Here is a 22,459-nt window from a genome sequence, read left to right on the forward strand (position 1 = left end):
GAAACCGTCACAGCTGCGATCCGCCCGTCCGACAGAAACCACGCAAGGCCTTGATTTACCTGCCCTGCACGGCAGTGGCCCGACCTTTGCTCTACGCTTATAGCAAGCGCACTTGCGCGTTTCTCTAATAAGTACAAAGCCAAGGAGAACATCATCATGCGTTACGCTCACCCCGGTACTGAAGGCGCCAAAGTCTCGTTCAAGAGCAAGTACGGTAACTACATCGGCGGCGAGTTCGTCGCGCCTGTCAAAGGTCAGTACTTCACCAACACCTCGCCAGTTAATGGCCAACCGATTGCCGAATTCCCTCGCTCCACTGCCGAAGACATCGACAAGGCACTGGATGCTGCCCACGCTGCCGCTGACGCCTGGGGCTCGACCTCGGTGCAGGCGCGTTCGCTGGTCCTGCTGAAAATCGCCGACCGTATCGAACAGAACCTCGAACTGCTGGCGATCACCGAAACCTGGGACAACGGCAAAGCCATCCGCGAAACCCTTAACGCCGATATTCCGCTGGCCGCCGACCACTTCCGCTACTACGCCGGTTGCATCCGCGCCCAGGAAGGCAGCGCTGCCGAAATCGACGGCAACACCGTGGCTTATCACATCCATGAACCACTGGGCGTGGTTGGCCAGATCATCCCGTGGAACTTCCCGATCCTGATGGCCGCGTGGAAACTCGCACCAGCGCTGGCGGCGGGTAACTGCGTGGTGCTCAAGCCTGCCGAACAAACGCCGCTGGGCATCACTGTGCTGCTGGAGCTGATCGGCGACTTGCTGCCGCCGGGCGTGCTGAACGTTGTTCAAGGCTTCGGCAAAGAAGCCGGCGAAGCGCTGGCCACCAGCAAGCGTATCGCCAAGATTGCCTTTACCGGCTCGACCCCGGTTGGCTCGCACATCATGAAATGCGCTGCCGAGAACATCATTCCATCCACCGTGGAACTGGGCGGCAAGTCGCCGAACATCTTCTTCGAAGACATCATGCAGGCCGAGCCAACCTTCATCGAAAAAGCCGCTGAAGGTCTGGTGCTGGCGTTCTTCAACCAGGGCGAAGTCTGCACCTGCCCGTCTCGCGCACTGGTACAGGAATCGATCTACGACGAATTCATGGCCGTGGTGATGAAGAAGGTTCTGCAAATCAAACGTGGCGATCCGCTGGACACCGACACCATGGTTGGCGCTCAGGCGTCCGAGCAGCAATTCGACAAGATCCTGTCCTATCTGGAAATCGCCAAAGGCGAAGGCGCCGAATTGCTGACCGGCGGCAAAGTGGAAAAACTCGAGGGCAATCTGTCGACCGGCTATTACATCCAGCCGACCTTGCTCAAAGGCACCAACAAAATGCGCGTGTTCCAGGAAGAAATCTTCGGCCCAGTGGTGAGCATCACCACGTTCAAGGACGAAGCCGAAGCCCTGGCCATCGCCAACGACACCGAGTTCGGCCTCGGCGCCGGTCTGTGGACCCGCGACATCAACCGCGCCTATCGCATGGGCCGGGCGATCAAGGCCGGTCGTGTGTGGACCAACTGCTACCACCTGTACCCGGCGCATGCCGCGTTCGGCGGGTACAAGAAGTCCGGTGTTGGGCGTGAAACCCACAAAATGATGCTCGATCACTATCAGCAGACCAAAAACCTGCTGGTGAGCTACGACATCAATCCGCTGGGCTTCTTCTAAAATCCTTGGGCGACACAGATATTTCTGTGTCGCCCTCTCGTCCGCTTTCGCGAGCAAGCTCGCTCCCACAGGGATCTGTATTAGATCTCAATGTTGAGCTAACCACGGAAATCTGTGGGAGCGAGCTTGCTCGCGAAAGCTGCGTGCCATTCAACCCGATAGTTCCTGACGGAACAGCCGGGCCAATACAACAATAAAAATGGTAAACCCTATGCCTATCGAATCCCCCGCTGGCACTCCGGCGACCGGCTCTTCCGTCGACTTTGAAAAAGTCGGCTCGGACTACTTCCAACAACGCGAACTGAAAAAAGGCGCCGCCGGCTGGGTTCTGCTGGTGGGGCTTGGCGTCGCTTATGTGATCTCTGGCGACTATGCCGGCTGGAACTTCGGCTTGGCGCAGGGCGGCTGGGGCGGGATGTTTCTCGCCACGCTGCTGATGGCCACCATGTATTTGTGCATGTGTTTTTCCCTCGCCGAATTGTCCTCGATGATTCCCACCGCCGGTGGCGGCTACGGCTTTGCCCGCAGCGCGTTCGGCCCATGGGGTGGATTCCTCACCGGCACCGCGATCCTCATCGAATACGCCATCGCACCCGCCGCAATTGCCGTGTTCATCGGCGCTTATTGCGAATCGTTGTTCGGCATCGGCGGCTGGGTGATTTATCTGGCGTTCTACATCATTTTTATCGCCATCCACATTTTCGGGGTCGGCGAAGCGTTGAAGCTGATGTTCGTCATCACTGCCGTCGCGGCGCTGGCACTCGGCGTATTCCTGGTGGCGATGGTGCCGCACTTCGACGTCGCCAACCTGCTCGACATCCCGGTGACCAGCGCTGCCGGCGCCAGCCCTTTCCTGCCGTTCGGCTATGTCGGCGTCTGGGCGGCGATCCCCTACGCGATCTGGTTTTTCCTCGCCGTTGAAGGTGTGCCTTTGGCCGCCGAAGAAACCAAAAACCCGAAACGCGACCTGCCGCGCGGACTCATCGGCGCCATGCTGGTGCTGCTGGCTTTTGCCCTGTTGATTCTGATCGTCGGACCTGGAGGTGCGGGCGCCAATTCGCTCCTGACATCGGGCAACCCGTTGGTTGAAGCGCTGAGCAAAGCCTATGGCGGCTCGACCTGGATGGGCAGTTTCGTCAACCTCGTGGGTCTGGCCGGGTTGATCGCTAGTTTCTTCTCGATCATCTACGCCTACTCGCGGCAGATTTTCGCCTTGTCACGCGCAGGCTACCTGCCACGCAAACTTTCCGAGACCAACAAAAGCAAGGCGCCCGTGCTGGCCCTGATCATTCCGGGGATCATCGGTTTTGGCCTGTCGCTGACCGGCCAGGGCGACCTGCTGATTCTGGTAGCGGTGTTCGGCGCGACCATTTCCTACGTGCTGATGATGGCGGCGCACATCACGCTGCGTATCCGCCGCCCCAAAATGGATCGGCCGTACCGCACGCCCGGCGGCATTTTCACCTCCGGCGTGGCGCTGGTGCTGGCTTGCATCGCCGTAATCGCGGGGTTCCTGGTCGATCCACGGGTGGTGATCGGCGCCGCTATCATCTATGGAGTGTTAATTGCTTACTTTGCTTTCTACAGTCGACATCACTTGGTAGCAGGTACGCCGGAAGAAGAATTCGCGGCGATTCAGAACGCTGAAAAAGCCCTGCACTGACGGCCGAAAACCACGGCGCAGGGCATACCTGCGCCGTCACGGAGAATTCTGTATGGCGAGTTTCGCTCACACGGTCGGCGCCCAGACCTACCGCTTCGACAGCCTCAAGGAGGTTATGGCCAAGGCCAGCCCGGCGCGTTCCGGGGACTTTCTCGCCGGTGTTGCCGCACTCAACGACGGCGAGCGCGTGGCCGCGCAAATGGCACTGGCCGACATTGCGCTGACGCATTTCCTACAGGAAGCGCTGATCCCCTACGAAGCCGATGAAGTCACCCGGCTGATCATCGACACCCACGACAAACAGGCCTTCGCCGTGGTCAGCCACCTCACCGTCGGTGGTTTTCGCGACTGGCTGCTCAGCGACGCCGCCGATGAAACCCGCCTGCGCGCCCTCGCACCCGGTCTGACTCCGGAAATGGTCGCGGCGGTGTCGAAGATCATGCGCGTGCAGGATTTGGTGCTGGTGGCGCAGAAGATCCGCGTGGTCACAAAGTTTCGCGGCACGCTCGGTCTGCGCGGGCGCCTGTCGACTCGCTTGCAACCCAATCACCCGACCGACGAGCCTTCCGGCATTGCTGCGAGCATTCTCGACGGCCTGCTGTATGGCAATGGCGACGCGATGATCGGCATCAACCCGGCCACCGACAGCATCGCCTCGATTTGCGCCATGCTGGAAATGCTCGACGCAATCATCCAGCGCTACGACATCCCGACCCAGGCCTGCGTGCTGACGCACGTCACCACTTCCATCGAGGCGATCAACCGTGGCGTGCCGCTGGATCTGGTATTCCAGTCGATCGCCGGCACCGAAGCGGCCAACGCCAGTTTCGGCATCAACCTCAATGTATTGCAGGAAGGCTACGACGCCGGATTGAGCCTGAACCGCGGCACCCTCGGGCAAAACCTGATGTATTTCGAAACAGGGCAAGGCAGCGCCTTGTCGGCAAACGCCCACCATGGCGTCGATCAACAGACCTGCGAGACCAGAGCCTACGCCGTGGCGCGACATTTCAAGCCGTTTCTGGTGAACACCGTTGTAGGATTTATCGGCCCGGAATACCTGTACAACGGCAAACAGATCATCCGCGCCGGCCTCGAAGACCACTTCTGCGGCAAGTTGCTCGGCGTGCCGATGGGTTGCGACATCTGCTACACCAACCACGCCGAAGCCGATCAGGACGACATGGACACCCTGCTGACCCTGCTCGGAGTGGCGGGGATCAACTTCATCATGGGCATCCCCGGCTCCGACGACATCATGCTCAATTACCAGACCACTTCGTTCCACGACGCGCTCTACGCGCGCCAGACCCTGGGCCTGAAACCGGCCCCGGAATTTGAACAGTGGCTGGCGAACATGGGCATCTTCACCCAAGCGGACGGCAAGGTTCGCTTCGGCAACAATCTGCCGCCGGCCTTCCGCCAGGCGCTGGCGCAACTGGGATGAGCCTTATGGAAAAACCGCCTGTCGATCCGCAAAACCCATGGCTGGAATTGCGTCGCCTGACCCCGGCGCGAATCGCCCTTGGCCGCACCGGCACCAGCCTGCCGACCAGTGCGCAACTGGATTTCCAGTACGCCCACGCTCAGGCGCGGGATGCGGTGCATCTGCCGTTCGATCATGTCGGGCTCAGCACACAACTGAGTGAGCGTGGGCGCGAAAGCCTGCTTTTGCACAGCGCAGCGGTGGACCGCAACAGCTACCTGCAACGTCCGGATCTGGGACGCAAGCTCAGCGATGAGTCAGCGCAGGCCTTGCGCGATTACGCCACGGCTCGTCCGGACGGCGTCGATCTGGCGATTGTCGTGGCTGACGGTCTATCGGCGCTGGCGGTGCATCGGCATACGCTGCCGTTTCTGCTGCGGCTGGAAGAGCAAATGGGCGGCGACGGCTGGTCTGTTGCCCCAGTGGTTCTGGTGGAACAGGGTCGCGTTGCCGTCGGTGATGAGATTGGTCAGCTACTTGGCGCAAAAATGGTCGTGATGCTGATCGGCGAACGCCCGGGCCTCAGCTCGCCGGACAGCCTCGGTTTATATTTCACCTACAATCCAAAAATCGGACTGACCGACGCCTACCGCAATTGCATTTCCAACGTACGGCTTGAAGGCTTGAGCTACGGCATGGCGGCGCATCGCTTGTTGTACCTGATGCGCGAAGCCTGCCGGCGCCAGCTGTCGGGGGTCAATCTGAAGGACGAAGCACAGGTTCAGACGCTGGAGTCGGATGCAGGTGCGGACATGAAAGGAAACTTCCTACTCGATCCGCCCCCAACCTGAACCGTTTCCGCATTGCGTTTCTGCGCTGGTTTCAGGCAGGATCGACGCACGGCCGCCAGGGTTTCCCATCGCCGTCAGAGCAGTTGAAGACAGCCACTTGAAGACGAGACCTATCATGCGGATTATTCAAGCGACCCTCGAACATCTGGATTTGTTGACTCCATTGTTCGTCAAATATCGCGAGTTCTACGGTTCCCTGCCTTACCCGGACTCCTCCCGCGCGTTTCTCGAAAAACGCCTGCGCCGCAAGGAATCTGTGATCTATCTGGCCCTGGCCGATGATGACGACAAAAAGCTGATGGGCTTCTGTCAGTTGTACCCAAGCTTCTCCTCGCTGTCGCTCAAGCGCGTGTGGATCCTCAACGACATCTATGTCGCCGAAGATGCCCGCCGCCAACTGGTCGCCGACAACCTGATCCGCACCGCAAAGAAAATGGCCAAAGAAACCCAGGCCGTGCGCATGCGCGTCTCCACCAGTGCCAACAACGAAGTGGCGCAGAAAACCTACGAATCGATTGGATTCAAGGAAGACACCGAGTTCAAGAACTACGTGCTGCCGATCAGCGACGAGCTCTGACGCCAAAAGATCGTTCGAAGGTTCGGGCCGCGCTCGGACGATCTTTTACTCACCCCCGACATCCGCTACGTCCCTGACAATTCCTCACACCCCGACATCCGCCGCTACAAAAGCAACGCGCTTTTCATCCTTCAGACCGTATAATCCCGAGCTCTCCGGCTTGTAAGAAAAACTACACCCTGCTGTAGGCTTACACGAAGTCATCCGCACAGGCCTGCCGAGTCGGGTCTTCAAACAGGTGCCCCCATGGATTTCAACCCGCTCGACCTTATCCTGCATCTCGACGTTTACCTCGATATGCTGGTGAATAACTATGGGCCTTGGATCTACGCCATCCTGTTTCTGGTGATTTTCTGTGAAACCGGTCTGGTGGTGATGCCATTCCTGCCAGGCGATTCGCTGCTGTTCATCGCTGGGGCCGTCGCTGCTGGCGGTGGTATGGATCCGGTGCTGTTGGGCGGTCTGTTGATGCTCGCCGCGATCCTGGGTGACAGCACCAACTACGTTATCGGGCGAACGGCTGGCGAAAAACTGTTCAGCAACCCGAACTCGAAAATCTTCCGCCGCGACTATCTGCAAAAGACCCACGATTTCTACGACAAGCACGGCGGTAAAACCGTGACCCTGGCGCGGTTCCTGCCAATCATCCGAACCTTCGCACCGTTCGTCGCCGGTGTAGCGAGAATGCCGTACCCACGTTTCTTCGGTTTCAGCGTGTTGGGCACCATCCTTTGGGTTGGCGGCTTGGTAACCTTGGGTTACTTCTTCGGCAACGTACCGTTCATCAAGAAAAACCTGTCGTTGCTGGTGGTCGCCATCATTCTGCTGTCGCTGGTGCCGATGATCATCGGCGTGGTTCGCAGCCGTTTCGGCGGCACCAAAGTTCAATCGCACTAAGCCGATGTGGTCGCTGAGCGCCTGGCGACGCCGGCGCATTCTGGCCAAACACCCGATTGCCAACGAAATGTGGCAACGGGTGCGCCATCACCTGAGCTTTCTTGACGGCATCACTGCCGCTGAAGACCAGTGGCTGCGCGAAGCCTGCGTGCTGTTTCTCGAAGACAAACACCTGAGCGCCCTGCCCGGCGTCGAACTGCATCAGGAACAACGCCTGCTGCTTGCCGCCCAAGCGCAATTGCCACTTTTGCACTTGGGCGATTTGAACTGGTACCAGGGTTTTCACGAAATCGTCCTCTATCCCGACGACTTCCTCAGCCCGCAGCGCCACCGCGATGCCAGCGGTGTCGAGCACGAATGGGATGGCGAACACAGCGGCGAAGCCTGGCAGCAGGGGCCAATCATCCTCGCCTGGCCGGGCGTGATGGCCAGTGGTGGCTGGGAAGGCTACAACCTGGTGATCCACGAACTGGCGCACAAACTCGACATGCTTAACGGCGACGCCAACGGCCTGCCACCGCTGCATACCGACATGCGCGTCAGCGACTGGGCCGACGTGATGCAGACGGCTTACGACGACCTCAACCGCCAGCTCGACGACAATCCCGACGCAGAAACCGCCATCGATCCCTACGCCGCCGAGAACCCCGCCGAGTTCTTCGCCGTCACCAGCGAATACTTCTTCAGCGCCCCGGATCTGCTGCACGAGACTTATCCACAGGTCTACGCGCAACTGCAGCTTTTCTACCGGCAGGACCCGTTGGGCAGGTTGCGGCAACTTCAGGCCAGCGACCCGGTCTATAAGGCGCACAACTAAGCTCGGCACGACTTTAGGTCCATGGCGTCGACGGCAGAATATGCCTATAATCGCCGCCACTTTTTGGTCAATCCGGCCAAGTGTTTTTGGTCAACTACGGGGGCAACGCCCAATGAGCTACAGCAAGATTCCGGCTGGCAAAGACCTGCCGAACGACATCTACGTCGCGATCGAGATCCCGGCCAACCACGCGCCGATCAAATACGAAATCGACAAAGACAGCGATTGCCTGTTCGTTGACCGTTTCATGGCCACCCCAATGTTCTACCCGGCCAACTACGGTTACATCCCGAACACCCTGGCTGACGACGGTGATCCCCTCGACGTGCTGGTTGTAACCCCTTACCCGGTTGCTCCAGGCGCAGTTATCCGTGCACGTCCGGTCGGCATTCTGAACATGACCGACGACGGCGGCGGCGATGCCAAAGTTATCGCAGTGCCACACGACAAGCTGTCCCAGCTGTACGTCGACGTGAAGGAATACACCGACCTGCCACCGCTGCTGATCCAGCAGATCGAGCACTTCTTTGCGAACTACAAAGATCTCGAAAAAGGCAAATGGGTCAAGATCGAAGGCTGGGCCGGTGCAGACGCCGCCCGCGAAGCGATCACCAAGTCGGTTGCTGCCTACAAGGGCTAAGCTTCACGACCTGCGACACGCTTGAAAAAAGCCCGGTTTATCCGGGTTTTTTTTCGACCGGAGAGCGCCGCTTAAACAGCCTGTTTATCGCGGACTACAGAAAAGTTTTAACCTGTGTGATTTCCCACAAGTACGTCTTACATTCAGTCGCAAAATTCAGCCCGTTTTTGAACATCAGGTTTATTCAAACCCCTCTGGCCCGGCCGTAGACTCCGTGTTTATGAGAAAGAACACTAGCGGTCCAAGATTCAAGGCACTCCTGGAAAAAGCGAACATCTCTACCACGGGTTTCGCAAAGTTCTGGGGCACGGAAGCCCAAAATGTCCACAACTGGTACACCCGGGGCGTCCCGGCGTATCGCATGGAAGAAGTCTCACGCCTGCTGTCCGTCAACAGCGAATGGCTGAAAACCGGCGAAGGCACAAAAGAGTTGCCAAGCCTGACCCCGCCTGCCAGCAACGGCGACACCTTCGACGCCCAAGCCATCCGTGGCGTCTACACCGTCATCGACCCCAATGACATCGACCTGGCGTTCTTCAAAGAAACACCGCAGACCAACGGCTCGGGAAAAACCCACGTCATCCAGGACCCGGACCTGTCCATCCGCCTGCTGCGCGCGCACCTCGATCAACTGGGGATCCGCCCCGCCGACGCCATCTGCGCGCACATGATCGGCAACACCATGGCCGACCGCATTGATGACGGCTCCATCGTCGCCATCGACCGTGGCCTCACCCAAGTCGTCGACGGTGAAATCTACGCCATCGAACACGACGGCATGCTGCGCATCAAATACCTGCACCGCATGCCCGGCAACGGCCTGCGCCTGCGCAGCCACAACAGCGCCGAATACCCCGACGAAGTCTTCCGCCCCGCACAAATCGAAGAGCAGCGAATCCATATATTGGGCTGGGTGTTCTGGTGGTCAACGCTGAGCAAACGAAGGCCGGTGGTGCCGTTTCTCTGATCGAACGCCGGTCTTGGTCTTTGTACAGACCCTGTGGGAGCGAGCTTGCTCGCGAAGAGGCCCGGTTAGACAGTACAAATCTCGGATTTTAACCAGCCAGATCGCTCTAACCCGCACTTCAAGCTGGGAATCCAAAGCAAAACTCAGTATCCTGCGCCCCACATTTGCGCATCGCCCCGCTCCCGCGGCTCAGATGACGCCCGACGCGGCAGACCAACGTCTGACCAAGTCCCACAGCCGGACGCAGATCCGGGTGTAAGTTTTGAAGGCTGGCGCGGTTTACCAAAAATGAACCAAGCCAGTCCCCGAGAAGCCGGCCACAAGCCGGCTTTTTAATGCCTGAAATAAACCCGGCCTACCGTCTGAAACATAAATTCGCGCTTGTCGAATAGGAGAGCCCCTTGCTACCGTAACGACAAACGTCATTACAGGTAATTCATCATGGCTTCCATCAACATTCGCATCGACGATGATTTGAAGCAGCGCTCCTTCGCCGAACTGGAAAAACTTGGAGTAACCCCCTCAGAGCTTTTGCGCCAGACACTCCAATACGTCGCCGAGCGAGGGAAGCTACCGTTCAAAGCGGCATTGCTCAGCGAGGAAGATGAAGCACTCATAGCCGTAGTCACCGAACGTCTCGCCGCACCTCAGCGAGTCAAGGTAAGTCTGGATGACCTATAACCTTGAATTCGATCTTCGTGCTTTAAAGGAGTGGAACAAACTCGGCGATACGGTTCGCCACCAGTTCAAGAAGAACTCACTGAGGTATTGGAGAATCCTCGAATAGAAGCCAATCGACTTCGCGAGCTCCCGGATTGCTACAAAGTGAAACTGAAAAGCGCTGGCTATCGCCTGATCTATCAGGTCCTTGATCAAGAGATTGTGGTGTTCGTAATCGCAATCGGGAAGCGAGAGCGAGAAGCTGCTTACGAGGTTGCGCAGGACCGTCTTTCGCTCATGCCCTGAGTCGGTCCAATGTCTGCGACCTGAAATTGGGCAGCAACCCGTAGCCCAATCCCCTCACGGATAACTAAACGACTTAACCAACGTCAACTCCCCCGCCGTCCGCATCGGGATCAAAAACGTCTCCATCTTCTCGTTCGGCGTACCCTCCTCTGTAATCACCGTCACCTGCGCCGTCGTCAGTGCCTGCACCGCTTCATCCCCACCTTCGTCATCCCCGCGATACCCACCGCCGAAGTAATTCACATACACCAGATACTGCCCCTTGATCGGCGCGGGCATGGCGAAGATTTCCGGGCCGTAGCCGGTGGTGACGTCGATGTCGAGGGCGCCGCCGTTGGGGGCGGTGCGGTTGCCGTACCAGATGTGGCCGCCGTCGGGGGTGACGAGGTGCAGGTCGAGGTCGGTGCCGTCGCTGTCCCACGCCAGTAATACGCGCAGTTTGGCTGGGGTCGCGCCGCCGCTGGTGTTGAGGAATTGGGTGCGGTGGCGTTGTTGGCCGTCGGGGCTGCGGACTTCGACGCTGTTGCTGCCGTTGGGGAAGGAGAATGGGCGGTCGAAACGGCCGGCATCGTCGATTTTCAGCGGCATGCTGACGCCGTTGACGATGAGGCGGCCTGGCTCTGTGCTCTTCGGTGTGACTTTGATTTCGCCGCTGATGCGCGCGGTGTTGGCTTGGCCGATCGGGGTGTTCACCGAGGAGGCTGGATAGTTGACGGTCTGGCGGAAGCTTTCACCCTCGCCTTGGGGCGCGCCGCTGCGCCAGCCGCCGACCGGGGTGTCGAGTTTGACGCTGTCGGCGGCGATTGCCGGCGCTAGCGCGGTCAACGTGCAGAGCAGCAGCAAGACCTGTGGATAACGGAGTGTCATGGTCTATTCCAGCAAGAGGTGACGGGCGAGCCCTTCGATGTAGGTTTCATCCTGGCCGTTGGGATGTGCTTCAAAAGCCAGGTGCAGATATTCGTGGGTGAGATCGAGGCGATCCTGCAGGGTCAACACGCCGCGCACGTAGATGCGCTGGCGCTCGCGGTCGACGAAGGGCCTGCCAAAAGCCAGTTTGCAAACGGCGAACGTGCTGACTTCGTTGTAGCCTGTTTCGCTTTCTAGCTTCGGACGCCAGCCGCGTCGCTGCTTTTGCAGCCAGTCCTGCGCGGCGGGCAGTGCTTCGCAGGAAGCCACTGGATTGTCCCAACGGCTGAGGCTGGCGCGCGGATAGGCGTGGAGCAGAATCGCGTCGTAGCGCTGCCCAGCATTGGCCTGTTCGACGGCTTGTTGCCAGGCGAGTTTGTCCGGGCCGGGTTGATCGGAGTGATAGGTGACGGTGCTGCCGGCCAAGACGAGGTCTGCGGTCCATGCAGCGATGTCGCGCGATTGCGCCGAGGCCGGACGCGGTGCGACGCGTTGGCGGGTGCTGCTGTCATCGATGCTCAGGCAATCGCCGTTACGCGTGGCGTTTTGCAGCAGATAGGTACGGATCGCCACGGCCAGCGCTTTGGCGGCTTCGGCGGGTTCGGGTTTGGCTTCGCGATCCAGCACGCGGGCGACGTATTCTTCGCGATCAAGCCTGGCGACGAGTTTGTTGTTGAGCAGAAAAAGTTCGCCATCGCTGTGGATATCCAGCGCGTTGCCGTTAGCGAATTCGACGCGGTAATCGCCTTGTAACGGGCCGGAAGTTACCCGGCGCTCGCCAGCCGAAACACGCGCAACCGGATAGCGCGAAAACAAACCGACCTCAACACAACGGCCCGTCTCTGCTGGCCAGGCAGTTGGCAACACCGTCGCCAGTGCCTGACCGTAGTGCCGTAAAACCATCTGACTGGTGCCACGTCCTCCCGCCCAAACCGGCGAGCCATCCACAGTCCAACCGGCGAATCCGCCCTGTCGCGATTGCGGATCCTCATCGCCGAGCCAGCTCCAGGTTTTCACCCGCAAGCGCCCGCCCAATTCACCCACGACGTTGCCATCGGCAGCATTCAGAACGACATCAAGCAACACGCGGCGTATCTGGTCTTGAGCTGGCAGCCAAGACAAAACGCCCAATAACTCGCTTACGGAAACGCGTTGAGTCGGTTGCACCGAAGGCAGATCGAGCAACCACGACGGTGCCTGCCGCGTCTGCCAATACGCTCGCCAATCAGCAGAAGAAATCCCCAATCGCGCAGGCTCAAAATATAACCCACACGATTTCACCAACGCCTGATCACGTTCGATCTTGCCGCCTGCGCTGCAGCAATAAACTTCTTCTTTCGACTGCCCGCGACATTCATAAGCAGGCTCGCGAGCGCCGGTATCCACCAGCCACGCGTAAACAAACAACTTCCACAGACTGCCCAGCGGCGCATCCAGCGAAGACGGTAACGGCTCGCGAGCGATCAGTTGCGTCTGACTTAACGACAACAACTCACCCTTATAGGCCAGCCGCAAAGGCTCATCCTGCGCTGTTGCCAGCGCAGGAATCACACACAACATCAGCCACAGCAGCGGCCGTTTCATGTCAGTTGACCGTGACCTGACCGAGGGCGGCTTTCGCTTCCTGAGCCTGATGCTGCGGCGCGTAGACCTGAGTGAAACGCACCGGCGGCAAATTGAACTGGCCCTTCTGCGAGAAACGCACCAGATGGCGCAGACGCAATTCACCGCTCAGCGCATCCACCGGCACCGCGTAGGCCAGTTGCCCCGGCTCGAAACGCGCCTTCTCCAGTGCGGTCGGCTCAGTGCCGTCCTTGCCCTGCAACTTGATTCCCCACGTCGTGCGCTCGACATCGGCGCCCGGTGGTAGAGGCACTTCGAGCATGCCGTAGCGCAGCGGTTTCGGTGCTTTGCTGGTGAGGATCACTTCGTCCAGATACAGGCTGTCGCTGGACAGCGGCTTGGTGCCGACCGGTTCCAGTTTGAAGGTGAACGCTTCATCGCCCGGCACCAGTCGCGACAGGCGACGGGTGATAGTCACGGCCATTGGATCGATGGCTGGCTGTTGAGTCTGGAAGCTCAACGCCGCACGCAAAGGACGCTCCTGAGTGCCAGAAACCGTCAACACGCTCGGCACCGGCGTCGCACCCTGCCACGTCCAGAACATCTCGCCACTGGCACCGTAGTTTTTCTTCCAGCCTTCACCCGGCGTCAGCGCGATGGTCGGCGAAGCCTGGGCGATGCTGCGTTGCAGCCAGGTCAGCGCCAGCGCACGTTCCAGCGTCGATTGTTGCGGCAACAGACGTTGCAACAAAGCCTGCGCGCGAGCCTGATCGAACGGTTGCAGCGACAGGTTCAGCGCTTCGACAAACGGCTGCGAACTGACCGAAAGACGCTGTTGCGCAGCGCCCAGCTGACGATTGAATGCGTCAGGCAACGCGACTTTCGATTGGGTGGCCAATGCTGCGGTCAATACCCGCGCGGCTGCCAGACCGAGCGCCGAATCCGGATCGCTCATCACCAGACTGTCTGCGCCATCGTCCATCAGGGTTTCGGCATTGCCTTCACCGGCCTTGGCCAGATCTTCCATCAACCCTGTCAACAGCGTGTTCACCGGCAAATGCATCTGCTTGGCGAACGACAGAATCAGCGCCCGTTGCAGCAACGGCGTGTTCGGTGCCTGCTTGGCGTAAACCTCCAACACTCGCTGCCAATGCTCCGGCGGCAGAGTCAGATCCAGTACCTGGCTGGCGTTCCAGTCGGCGTAGTAGGCGTACGCGGTGAGGAACGCATCCGGCTCACCGTCGTAGCCCCACCAGGTGAAGCTCGCCGACGGCCCGGCCATTTGCACCAGACGCAGACGGCTGTTTTGCATGATCAGGCGCAGGCGATCGCGGATCTGCGGGCTCGATGCCAGCGACGGATAGGCGATGCTCAGCGGCAGCAAACGGCTGGCAGTCTGCTCGACGCCGCCGTACGGATAGCTGAGCAGATCATCGAGGGCAGAACGGAACAACGCTTGCGGACTGTCATCCAGACGCAGGCGAATGTCGGCTGCGTCCGCCGGCAAGCTTAGCGCTGTGTCGCCGCTGGCCACGTCGAGGCTTTGTGTTTGCGTCACTTGCCAGCCATCACCGGTTGCGCTCAAGCGTACGGCCAAGGCATCAGCAGTTTTGCCGTCTTGCACCAGCTCCGCCGTCCACTCTCCAGAGGCCAAGGCGAACGCCGGCAGCGGCAGGTAGTTGATGCCGTTGTTGAGAGTGACCGGCAAGCGTTGTTCGGTGCCGGCGTAGTGGGTGACCAGCTCAGCCTTGACCGGTTTCTCGGCCTGGCTGAACGCGAAAATACCGAGCTGCGGCTGATCGCCCTTACGGAATTTGCTCGGCCCGCTCCACTTCAGGTACAGCGGTTTTTCCGAGCGGACGAATTGCTTCTTCTGCCCGACCTGACCGTCATCAGCAATCGCCCGCGCAGTGATGCGCCAGCGGGTCAGCGAGTCGGGCATCTTGAAGGTGAACCGGGTTTTGCCGTCGGTACCAGTCAACAACTCCGGTTGCCATGCGGCGGTGTCGACATCTTCACGACGTGGTCGCTCCAGCACTTTTACCCCGCGTTCGCTGCGGTTGGCTTTGCCTGGCGCACCGGGACTACCCGGCAACGCCACGTCATAACTGATGAACGACAGGCTAGCGCTGGTACGAACGTTATTGCGCCGTGGATGGTAGAAGAACTGGTCGATGGTCGGCGCGACTTCCGGTTGCAGCGCGTAGACCATTTCGTCGACAACGCTGACCGTCAGATGCGCCGGAACCGCTTTGCCGGCGAACTGCGTGGTGAGGTCGACCGTCACCGTATCGCCCGGCAGATACACCTGTTTGTCGGTGCTGATCGCCACGTCGATTTGCGGCGCGATCACCTTGATCCCTGCATTCTGGAAGCTGTATTGCCCGCCCTTGGTGTACAGCACGGAGAAGGTCAGGTTCGGCGCAAAATTGTCCTTGACCGGGATGCGCGCGCGGTATTGGGTGTCGCTGAGTTTCTCCAGTTTTAACCAGTCGCCGCCCTTGGCCAGCAGCGCGGTGGCTTCGACTTTGTCGCGTTCCAGCGACAATACTGCATCGCTGACCGGCTCTGGGAAAGTGATCAGCGCCAGCGCTTCATCGCCGGCCTTGTACTCGGGTTTGTCGAGGACGATTTCCACGGTGCCCGGCACGGCTTTGACGCCATCGCCGGTGACCGCATGACCGGTGGCGCCGAGGACGCGACCGTGTTGATCTTTCAATGTCAGGTTGTAAGTGCCCGGACGTTCGAAGGCCAGACTGAAGCCTTTGTCAGTCGTCGCGAGTTTGCCTTCGCCGGTACTCTGGTCCTCCAGACGCACCCAGCCATAAGTGCTCGGGGTGACTGATTTGCTCTGCTCTGTACCGCCCTCGTTGGCATAGCTGAACGCGACTTTTTCACCGACCGCACTGAAGCGTTGCGGCGCGCTCATGCGGAAACTTGCGGCGCCCCGATCAATGAGGATTTCCTTGGTGGTCTTGACCCGATACGCCGCGCCATCGCTGGCGAAAACGCTGAGCATGTAGCGGCTCGGTTTGTCGGCAGCCGGTAGGTCGAGGGTCGCATTGCCCTTGCTGTCGGTGGTCAGTTCGGTGCTGGTCAGTTCCACCGGGAATTGCCCGAGGTATTGCAGCTCGTTATCGACCATCGACAGTTGTTGCGCGCGCAGGCTGAGGGTCAACTTGGCGTTGGCCACCGGTTTGCCGTCCGGGTACAGCAGCACCAGACTGCCCTTGACCGGCTCGCCGGTGCGGTAATCCTGCTTGGCCAGATTCAGCGAAATCTCAAAGTGCGGCTTGATGTATTCGGCTACGCGGAAGGCGCTGCTGTAGGCCTGATCCTTGTAGTTGAAGCGAATTTCATAACCGCCCGCCACCGCGTTGTCCGGCAACTGGAAACGGCCCTGAGTGCCAGCCTTCGAATCGAGCTTCAGGTCGAGCCGTTGCAGTTCGGTGCCCGTGGCGTCGAGCACGCTGACGGAGACGTCCGCCGCGCCCGGCAACACCGAGTCCCGCGCATTCTTGAACTCGCGACCGACAATTTTCAGCGAAACCCAATCCCCCGGGCGATACAGCGGCCGGTCAGTGAAGGCATAGAGTTTGGTGTCGTAGATTTCACTGTCGTAATAGAAGTTTTCCGAGACGAAAACACCGCCCTCTTCGTCCTCGCTGATGACGAACGAACGCTCGGGGCTGACGTGTTTCAGGCGCAGTAAACCATCGGCATCGGTGGCGCCACTGCTCATCACGCCGAGGCCGTCGGTCCACAGTACATTGACCTTCGGCACCGAACTGCCTTCGTGTTTGCGCGCAGCCCAGACCAGCAATTCGTCACCGGCAATCTTGCTCACTGCCACGGTGTTGGAAACGAAGACCATGGTGGTCGCGCGGTACTTGCCGATCAGCGCTTCGACCAGATAAAGACCCGGTTTCAACTGCCCCAGCGGAATGTAAACGTTGCCCGGTGCGACGCTGACAAAGTCGCTGGAAGACCCGGCCAGATTGACCCCGGACGGAGGCTGGATCGGCTTGGCCTGCCACAGCGGGTAACGGAACTGGCTGACCACCGGCAAACCCGGAATTAACGCAAATTGCGGCTGCGCGTCATACGGTGTCGGCGCGACGATAGCGTTGCCCATCTTCAGCTCCGGCACTTCCTCAGTGACCTGTTTGCGCGACTCATAGGAGAACGCGCGCTGCATCACCCGACGGGATTTGCGGTACCAGTTGTCCCACAGATACGCGACTGTATTGGACAAGCCTTCGCCCTTGAACTGACCGTCGCTGGCCACGCGATGCAGGTTCTTCTGGCGCTTGAGAAAGTCCAGCGGCTTGTCGATCCGGTACACGCGAATGTCGGCCCCGCCGTATGGTTCCATGCGGAAACGGCGATAGTCACGGCCCGGCGCTTCGAGGCGAACCATGGCCTGTTCGTCGGCGGCGAAACTGCTGTCGGCGAGGAGGAAAAAGCTTTCACCGGACACCGGCGTGTAGCCGCTCGGTTCAACAGTGTCTTCGGCATTCACCGCCGAAAAAGGCAGGGCTAATACCAACATTAGAGGCAGTAAACGCAGCATGCGGGCACCGGTCATTGGGAGAGAAAGTTCAGTCGATAGACGCCGATGAAGTTGGGGTTGGCTGCGTCGGGTATCCATCGGGTGTCCTTCCATGTCATGAGTTGCTGCAGGCTTGCCGAACGCATGCCGTTGTCAGTCGGGGTGGTGGTGCCGGTGTGATAGGCGATGTAGCGGCCCATCCAGATCATCAGGTGCTGGTCGTCGCCCTGATCGAAAAACATCAGGTCACCGGGCCGCGCCTGCGAGACGTCGCGGCCGACCAGATGACTGTTGAACTGAATCAGTTTGATCGCATTGACGTACGGCCCGATCTTGCCGCCGCCCTGTTGCCATTGTTGGGCGAGCTTGCGCTGATCGTCGCTCAGCGACAGTTCTGGCGGCAGGTAGCGATTGGACAGGCCATTACTGCGCAGCCATTTATCGTCGTGGACTTTCAGCGCTTCGTTGGCCGCGAAGCGCACCAGCCCGGCGCAGTCCTGTTGATACCAGCGCGGGCTCGGGCCCTGGCTCAGTTGCTCTTGGGCGATGCGCACAAACCAGGCACGAAAGACCTGGGATTGCGCAGGATCGAGCGCAGGCGTTTCGACGGCTCGGGCAGCCGCGCTCAGTAGCAGCGCGAGCAAGCCGAGGCTGCGGATCAGTGCCGTCACAGCGCTTTCCATTCCAGCGGCAGCCATTGCCAATGGCCGTCAGGCTCGCTGCCTTCAGGCAGGGTCAGGGCATATTTGCCGTAGCCACCGAGGGTGCGCAGTTTCGGAATCAGGTAGGTTTGCGCGGCGTTGTAGAACACCGGCTCCATGTCTTGCGGCAGGCTATCGAGGGTTTCCCGCTGCATCAGTTGCGCCATCGAATCCGGGCCGAAGTAGATCGGCATCAGCACGTCTTTGGGCAACACATCGGCCATCGGCGGGAAGCGTTTGTCCAGCGTGCCGAGGGCTTTGTCGACCAGTTTGTCGTCGAGGGAAAACAGCAACGTCGAACCGTGACGGGCGAGGCTGACTTTCATGAAAGCCTTGCCGCTGATTGCATCCGGATTCTCTGCGTCCTTGGCCGCGTATGGACCGAAGTTGGAGCTGACCTGTCGCTGCCAGACGTGGCTCTGGCCTTCCTGCTTCTCCACCACCGGGAATACTTTCTCTTCAACGTTGGACTCGAAGGCGCCGACCATCGAACCGAACAGTTTGCCTAGATCGCCGTCGAGCTTGCTGCTGTCCTCGTCCTTCAGACTGGCCACCAGCAATGGCGTGTACAAACGCGAATCGGCATACCAGCATAAGCCCGCCGCGCCGGCCACATGTTCGGTAAGTGTCTGCGCCACAGCTTCTTCGGCGCCGAGTTTTACCAGTAACGGTTTCTGCGGTTCGGCGGCCACCGGCAACGTCACGCAGGCACTGGCGCCCAGCGGCATGGCTTGCCAGACCGGTTTGAAATCGAAGTCCGGTTGGTTCTCCAGTTCGTCCATGGCGAGGTAGCTGTGCCAGCCCTTGTCGTCCATGTCGAAACGCAGGCCGGCGAAGTTCGGGATGAAGCGCTGGTAACCCATGGCGAGGACGCTGGAGTTCACCGACAGGCGTTGTTTGGTTTCCGGAGTTTTCGCCGGCAGACCAAAAGCCTCGGGGAACAGTTTTTCGCCACTGAGCAATGCCGCGAGCGCTTGTGGCGATACGTGCCCCGACTCTTCAGACACGCCGCTCTCCGGGTCGTAATACTTGGCCGGATTGGACAGCACTACCAGTTTGTCACCGTGGGAGGCGAACAGCAGGGATTTGCTGGCGTTGTAGCTGAGCTGATAAAGCGGTACCTCTTCGCTGCCGACTTTCAGGTTGCCGAACACGCTGAGCTGCGTGTCATCCAGTGCCACCTTCGCCAGCGGCTCGAGCAATTTCGCCAACCCGCCGCGATCCATCACCAACAGGAAATCCTTCAGCCGACCATCGGCGCCACGCCACAGCGCGACATCGGCTGGCTGATCGAAAAGCTGTTCGATCAGGCTGTCCTGCAACTTCAGGTCATGCTCGTAAACGATCCGGCGCAGACTGCCGATCAGGCCCAGGCGATCGGCGTGGGTTTCGTAATAGAAGACGAAATCTTCGGTGAGCGTGGCCTTGAGGAACGGCACCGTCAGCAAGTCTTTGGGCAACTGGCTCAGCGAGCGGGTTTCCAGCAATGCATCCGGGCGGCTCAGGCCGAGTCTGTCACTGGCAAGCTCCACCGCCGGCGCTTTGGGCTTGAGCAGCAGCCAGCCAAAACCGCCCGCCACGCCGGCCACCAGGCACAGCCCGACCAGCAGCAACGGCCAGCGCCGGGAGGGTTTGCCGGCAGGTGTTTCGGCAGCCGGGGTAACAGTGTTATCGCTCATCTTCACGCTCATTCCCAAAGCTCACGATGTCATCCATGGCGGGATGCTTAATAGTTGAAAGTCTTGACCAGCAGCAGATCACCGATTGCCCGCAGGGGCACGATGAAGGTCTCACGTTTTTCGTCGACGGTGTTTTCGTTGAGCACCAGCGTGATTTGCGAGGTAATCACCTCGTTCTGGTTGCTGGTCCCCTCGAAGTTATAGCCGCCGTTGCCGAAGTTGCCCCAATAGTTGACGTAAACCAGATAGGTGCCGTGCAGCGGCGCGGTCATGGTGAACATCTCCGGGCCGGGGCCATCGACGCCGTCGGGGTCGAGGCCACCGCCATTGCTCAATGCCGGCCGCGCCCAGAACGCATGCTGGCCATCGGGCGTGACAATGTGCAGATCAAGCTCAGCCTTCGGATCGTCCCATCCCAAGACAAGACGAATTCGCGCCGGTGTGCGCAAATTATTTGCTTCATAAAATTGCACGCGTTTGAGCGACTGGCCCTCGGCGCTGATCACCTCGACGCTGTTGGACCCGGCGCCAAACGCGTACGGCCGAGCGAAACGGCCCTGATCGTCGGTATACAAATTCAAAGGATTGCCATTGACGGCGAGGCTGTGCGGCGGGCGCATGTGGCCGATGGCCTTGAGCTGGCCCTGGATCATCGTGCGATTGCGCTGGATGCCGCGATCGATCGGCGGCGTGGGATAAGCGACTTGCGGGTTTTCCGTGCGATCGAGCAACCCGTGATAGCGCCAGCCACCCACCGGTTCCGAAAGTTCGGCACTCGGCGGCGCAGCAAGCAGCGCAGGCGCCCAGACCAAGCCGATCAGCAACAAAAGTAATGAACGCATGTGATGCCTCCTGCCATGCCTGAACGAAACCTTGCACCCGATCCTCGGTACTTCACAGCAGTTGAAACTGCGTTTCGTCTGAAAGACCCGTGACTGTCGGGTCGTAGAAGGCGCGAAGATTAGCTATTCGGCGGTTTTTTAACAATCGGATACATATGCTATGGCGTAGGAAACCTGCCTTTTGAAGGTAGTGAGCCGGATAACCCTGAATCACCACAAATCCTGTGGCGAGGGGATTTATCCCCGTTGGGCTGCGCAGCAGCCCCAAAAGTTAAGAACGCCTATCTTCAGGTCTACCGAGTCAGCATTGATTACGACTGCTGCGCAGCCGATCGGGGATAAATCCCCTCGCCACAAGGGATCTTTGTTCTTGCGGGCATCGCCCCGTTCATTTGCCCATAAACCCCCTATCTGCTAGTGTCGCGCCGGTTTAACGTCAACCGGAAACTGCCGCCATGGCCCGCAAAAAAGCTGCACTGGATTTCGAACAGTCCCTCGCCGACCTGCAAACACTGGTCGAGCGTCTGGAGAACGGTGAATTGTCGCTGGAAGACTCGCTGACCGCTTTCGAGCAGGGCATCGGGCTGACCCGTGATTGCCAGGCAGCGTTGGCTCAGGCCGAGCAGAAGGTGCAGGTGCTGCTGGAGCGCGATGGCGAACTCGCCGAGGAACCCTTCGACGCGGAACAGCCAGAATGATTGCAGCGTATTCGGCGACCAGCCAGGCCCGAGTCAACGCGGCTTTGGAAACCCTGTTCAACGCCCCGCTGCCGGAGCTGGCACGCCTTTACGAGGCCATGCGCTACAGCGTGATGAACGGCGGCAAACGCGTGCGTCCGCTGTTGGCCTACGCCGCGTGCGAAGCGCTCGGCGGCAAGCCTGAGCAGGCTAACGGTGCGGCCTGCGCGGTTGAGCTGATCCACGCTTACTCGCTGGTGCACGACGATTTGCCGGCGATGGACGACGACGATCTGCGTCGCGGCCAGCCAACCACTCACAAGAAATTCGATGAAGCTTGCGCGATTCTCGCCGGTGACGGCTTGCAGAGTCTGGCGTTCAGCGCCTTGCTCGATCCGCGCCTGAGCGACCTGAGCGCCGACATCCGCTTGCAGATGGTCAGTTCCCTCGCACTGGCCGCAGGCCCGGCAGGCATGGTTGGCGGTCAAGCCATCGACCTCGGCTCGGTCGGTTTGAAGCTCGATCAAAAAGCCCTGGAACAAATGCACCGGCACAAGACCGGTGCGCTGATCGAAGTCAGCGTCAAACTCGGCGCCCTGGCCAGTGGCCGTGCCGAGCCAGACGAATTGCAATCTTTGCAGACTTACGCACAAGCCATCGGCCTCGCCTTCCAGGTGCAGGACGATATTCTCGACGTCGAAAGCGACACCGAAACCCTCGGCAAACGCCAGGGCGCCGACATCGCCCGAGACAAGCCGACCTACCCGGCGCTGCTCGGCCTGGACGCGGCCAAGGCCTATGCGCTGGAGCTGCGCGATCAGGCCCTGCATGCCCTGCGACCGTTTGACGCGGCGGCCGAGCCGTTGCGCGAGCTGGCCCGGTATATCGTCGAGCGCCGCAGCTGACGGCGAATCGGCCAAAAAAGATCAACGCGTGGGCAGTGGGCGATGCATCAGGTAAACTGCCGCATCTTTTATACCTATAACGATTCGCCTGATGCCCACGACGTTTCATGAGATTCCCCGCAAGCGCCCGACCACGCCCCTGCTCGACCGTGC

19 protein-coding genes and 1 pseudogene are annotated in these 22,459 nt (G+C 59.8%); 14 read left to right on the top strand and 6 right to left on the bottom strand.

Annotated features, from left to right (window positions below; translation table 11 throughout):
* The first annotated feature begins 156 nt into the window (after positions 1 to 156).
* The 11 genes and pseudogenes from ACIQVE_RS05855 (at position 157) to ACIQVE_RS05905 (ending at position 10,481) form a co-directional block, all read left to right on the top strand.
* Positions 157 to 1,677 carry an aldehyde dehydrogenase family protein gene (locus tag ACIQVE_RS05855; protein ID WP_402805477.1) on the top strand — a complete coding sequence of 507 codons (1,521 nt, stop codon included), beginning with the start codon at positions 157 to 159 and terminating at the stop codon, positions 1,675 to 1,677.
* 211 nt (positions 1,678 to 1,888) lie between these two features.
* Positions 1,889 to 3,340, top strand: coding sequence for an ethanolamine permease (eat, locus tag ACIQVE_RS05860; RefSeq protein ID WP_402805480.1), 1,452 nt, complete (start codon positions 1,889 to 1,891; stop codon positions 3,338 to 3,340).
* Between the two features lie 52 nt (positions 3,341 to 3,392).
* Positions 3,393 to 4,787 carry an ethanolamine ammonia-lyase subunit EutB gene (locus ACIQVE_RS05865; RefSeq protein ID WP_402805483.1) on the top strand — a complete coding sequence of 465 codons (1,395 nt, stop codon included), beginning with the start codon at positions 3,393 to 3,395 and terminating at the stop codon, positions 4,785 to 4,787.
* A gap of 5 nt (positions 4,788 to 4,792) precedes the next feature.
* Positions 4,793 to 5,617: an ethanolamine ammonia-lyase subunit EutC gene (eutC, locus tag ACIQVE_RS05870; protein ID WP_402805486.1), complete on the top strand. Its 825-nt coding sequence runs from the start codon at positions 4,793 to 4,795 to the stop codon at positions 5,615 to 5,617.
* Between the two features lie 115 nt (positions 5,618 to 5,732).
* On the top strand, positions 5,733 to 6,194 hold the full coding sequence (locus ACIQVE_RS05875; protein WP_016773002.1) for an N-acetyltransferase: 462 nt from the start codon (positions 5,733 to 5,735) through the stop codon (positions 6,192 to 6,194).
* Positions 6,195 to 6,440: 246 nt separating this feature from the next.
* Positions 6,441 to 7,091, top strand: a complete 651-nt coding sequence (locus tag ACIQVE_RS05880; protein ID WP_402805489.1) for a DedA family protein — start codon at positions 6,441 to 6,443, stop codon at positions 7,089 to 7,091.
* 4 nt (positions 7,092 to 7,095) lie between these two features.
* Positions 7,096 to 7,908 (top strand): zinc-dependent peptidase, encoded by an 813-nt coding sequence (locus tag ACIQVE_RS05885; RefSeq protein WP_402805492.1) that lies wholly within the window; start codon positions 7,096 to 7,098, stop codon positions 7,906 to 7,908.
* A gap of 112 nt (positions 7,909 to 8,020) precedes the next feature.
* Complete coding sequence (gene ppa / locus ACIQVE_RS05890; protein ID WP_140669541.1) at positions 8,021 to 8,548, top strand: inorganic diphosphatase; 528 nt, start codon at positions 8,021 to 8,023, stop codon at positions 8,546 to 8,548.
* 220 nt (positions 8,549 to 8,768) lie between these two features.
* Positions 8,769 to 9,515 carry a helix-turn-helix transcriptional regulator gene (locus tag ACIQVE_RS05895; protein WP_402805495.1) on the top strand — a complete coding sequence of 249 codons (747 nt, stop codon included), beginning with the start codon at positions 8,769 to 8,771 and terminating at the stop codon, positions 9,513 to 9,515.
* A 441-nt stretch (positions 9,516 to 9,956) separates the two neighbouring features.
* The gene (locus ACIQVE_RS05900; RefSeq protein ID WP_054616768.1) at positions 9,957 to 10,196 is read left to right on the top strand and encodes a type II toxin-antitoxin system RelB/DinJ family antitoxin; all 240 of its coding nucleotides are present in this window, start codon (positions 9,957 to 9,959) and stop codon (positions 10,194 to 10,196) included.
* Positions 10,186 to 10,481: pseudogene (locus ACIQVE_RS05905) on the top strand (type II toxin-antitoxin system RelE/ParE family toxin). Before ACIQVE_RS05900 ends, ACIQVE_RS05905 begins: the two are co-directional and overlap by 11 nt.
* Before the next feature lie 54 nt (positions 10,482 to 10,535).
* Here the strand turns inward: ACIQVE_RS05905 and ACIQVE_RS05910 are convergent.
* The 6 genes from ACIQVE_RS05910 to ACIQVE_RS05935 are packed head-to-tail and all read right to left on the bottom strand — an operon-like array spanning position 10,536 to position 20,724.
* Complete coding sequence (locus ACIQVE_RS05910; protein ID WP_402805499.1) at positions 10,536 to 11,348, bottom strand: YfaP family protein; 813 nt, start codon at positions 11,346 to 11,348, stop codon at positions 10,536 to 10,538.
* Between the two features lie 3 nt (positions 11,349 to 11,351).
* Positions 11,352 to 12,971, bottom strand: coding sequence for a DUF2300 domain-containing protein (locus ACIQVE_RS05915; RefSeq protein WP_402805502.1), 1,620 nt, complete (start codon positions 12,969 to 12,971; stop codon positions 11,352 to 11,354).
* A 1-nt stretch (position 12,972) separates the two neighbouring features.
* Complete coding sequence (locus ACIQVE_RS05920; RefSeq protein WP_402805505.1) at positions 12,973 to 17,538, bottom strand: alpha-2-macroglobulin family protein; 4,566 nt, start codon at positions 17,536 to 17,538, stop codon at positions 12,973 to 12,975.
* Positions 17,535 to 18,185, bottom strand: coding sequence for a DUF1175 domain-containing protein (locus ACIQVE_RS05925; RefSeq protein ID WP_402805636.1), 651 nt, complete (start codon positions 18,183 to 18,185; stop codon positions 17,535 to 17,537). The genes ACIQVE_RS05920 and ACIQVE_RS05925 overlap by 4 nt, the downstream gene beginning before the upstream one ends.
* Positions 18,170 to 19,882 (bottom strand): DUF2138 domain-containing protein, encoded by a 1,713-nt coding sequence (locus ACIQVE_RS05930; RefSeq protein WP_402805506.1) that lies wholly within the window; start codon positions 19,880 to 19,882, stop codon positions 18,170 to 18,172. Before ACIQVE_RS05930 ends, ACIQVE_RS05925 begins: the two co-directional genes overlap by 16 nt.
* Positions 19,883 to 19,929: 47 nt before the next feature.
* The gene (locus tag ACIQVE_RS05935) at positions 19,930 to 20,724 is read right to left on the bottom strand and encodes a YfaP family protein (RefSeq protein WP_402805508.1); all 795 of its coding nucleotides are present in this window, start codon (positions 20,722 to 20,724) and stop codon (positions 19,930 to 19,932) included.
* A 455-nt stretch (positions 20,725 to 21,179) separates the two neighbouring features.
* Between ACIQVE_RS05935 and ACIQVE_RS05940 the strand changes: the two genes are divergently transcribed.
* The 3 genes from ACIQVE_RS05940 to ACIQVE_RS05950 all read left to right on the top strand — a co-directional run.
* The gene (locus ACIQVE_RS05940) at positions 21,180 to 21,422 is read left to right on the top strand and encodes an exodeoxyribonuclease VII small subunit (RefSeq protein WP_003228627.1); all 243 of its coding nucleotides are present in this window, start codon (positions 21,180 to 21,182) and stop codon (positions 21,420 to 21,422) included.
* Complete coding sequence (gene ispA / locus ACIQVE_RS05945; protein WP_402805511.1) at positions 21,419 to 22,306, top strand: (2E,6E)-farnesyl diphosphate synthase; 888 nt, start codon at positions 21,419 to 21,421, stop codon at positions 22,304 to 22,306. The genes ACIQVE_RS05940 and ispA overlap by 4 nt, the downstream gene beginning before the upstream one ends.
* Positions 22,307 to 22,397: 91 nt before the next feature.
* Positions 22,398 to 22,459 (top strand): hypothetical protein (locus ACIQVE_RS05950; protein WP_402805638.1); only part of this gene is annotated, 62 nt, incomplete at its 3' end.

The organism is Pseudomonas sp. NPDC098747 (genome assembly GCF_044760045.1).
In the GTDB taxonomy this organism is placed as follows: domain Bacteria; phylum Pseudomonadota; class Gammaproteobacteria; order Pseudomonadales; family Pseudomonadaceae; genus Aquipseudomonas.

Bases quoted from the DNA above. Each gene is read 5' to 3' on its own strand.
- ACIQVE_RS05855 (WP_402805477.1), top strand. From the start codon at position 157: ATGCGTTACGCTCACCCCGGTACTGAAGGCGCCAAAGTCTCGTTCAAG.
- eat (WP_402805480.1), top strand. From the start codon at position 1,889: ATGCCTATCGAATCCCCCGCTGGCACTCCGGCGACCGGCTCTTCCGTC.
- ACIQVE_RS05865 (WP_402805483.1), top strand. From the start codon at position 3,393: ATGGCGAGTTTCGCTCACACGGTCGGCGCCCAGACCTACCGCTTCGAC.
- eutC (WP_402805486.1), top strand. From the start codon at position 4,793: ATGGAAAAACCGCCTGTCGATCCGCAAAACCCATGGCTGGAATTGCGT.
- ACIQVE_RS05875 (WP_016773002.1), top strand. From the start codon at position 5,733: ATGCGGATTATTCAAGCGACCCTCGAACATCTGGATTTGTTGACTCCA.
- ACIQVE_RS05880 (WP_402805489.1), top strand. From the start codon at position 6,441: ATGGATTTCAACCCGCTCGACCTTATCCTGCATCTCGACGTTTACCTC.
- ACIQVE_RS05885 (WP_402805492.1), top strand. From the start codon at position 7,096: ATGTGGTCGCTGAGCGCCTGGCGACGCCGGCGCATTCTGGCCAAACAC.
- ppa (WP_140669541.1), top strand. From the start codon at position 8,021: ATGAGCTACAGCAAGATTCCGGCTGGCAAAGACCTGCCGAACGACATC.
- ACIQVE_RS05895 (WP_402805495.1), top strand. From the start codon at position 8,769: ATGAGAAAGAACACTAGCGGTCCAAGATTCAAGGCACTCCTGGAAAAA.
- ACIQVE_RS05900 (WP_054616768.1), top strand. From the start codon at position 9,957: ATGGCTTCCATCAACATTCGCATCGACGATGATTTGAAGCAGCGCTCC.
- ACIQVE_RS05910 (WP_402805499.1), bottom strand. From the start codon at position 11,348: ATGACACTCCGTTATCCACAGGTCTTGCTGCTGCTCTGCACGTTGACC.
- ACIQVE_RS05915 (WP_402805502.1), bottom strand. From the start codon at position 12,971: ATGAAACGGCCGCTGCTGTGGCTGATGTTGTGTGTGATTCCTGCGCTG.
- ACIQVE_RS05920 (WP_402805505.1), bottom strand. From the start codon at position 17,538: ATGACCGGTGCCCGCATGCTGCGTTTACTGCCTCTAATGTTGGTATTA.
- ACIQVE_RS05925 (WP_402805636.1), bottom strand. From the start codon at position 18,185: ATGGAAAGCGCTGTGACGGCACTGATCCGCAGCCTCGGCTTGCTCGCG.
- ACIQVE_RS05930 (WP_402805506.1), bottom strand. From the start codon at position 19,882: ATGAGCGATAACACTGTTACCCCGGCTGCCGAAACACCTGCCGGCAAA.
- ACIQVE_RS05935 (WP_402805508.1), bottom strand. From the start codon at position 20,724: ATGCGTTCATTACTTTTGTTGCTGATCGGCTTGGTCTGGGCGCCTGCG.
- ACIQVE_RS05940 (WP_003228627.1), top strand. From the start codon at position 21,180: ATGGCCCGCAAAAAAGCTGCACTGGATTTCGAACAGTCCCTCGCCGAC.
- ispA (WP_402805511.1), top strand. From the start codon at position 21,419: ATGATTGCAGCGTATTCGGCGACCAGCCAGGCCCGAGTCAACGCGGCT.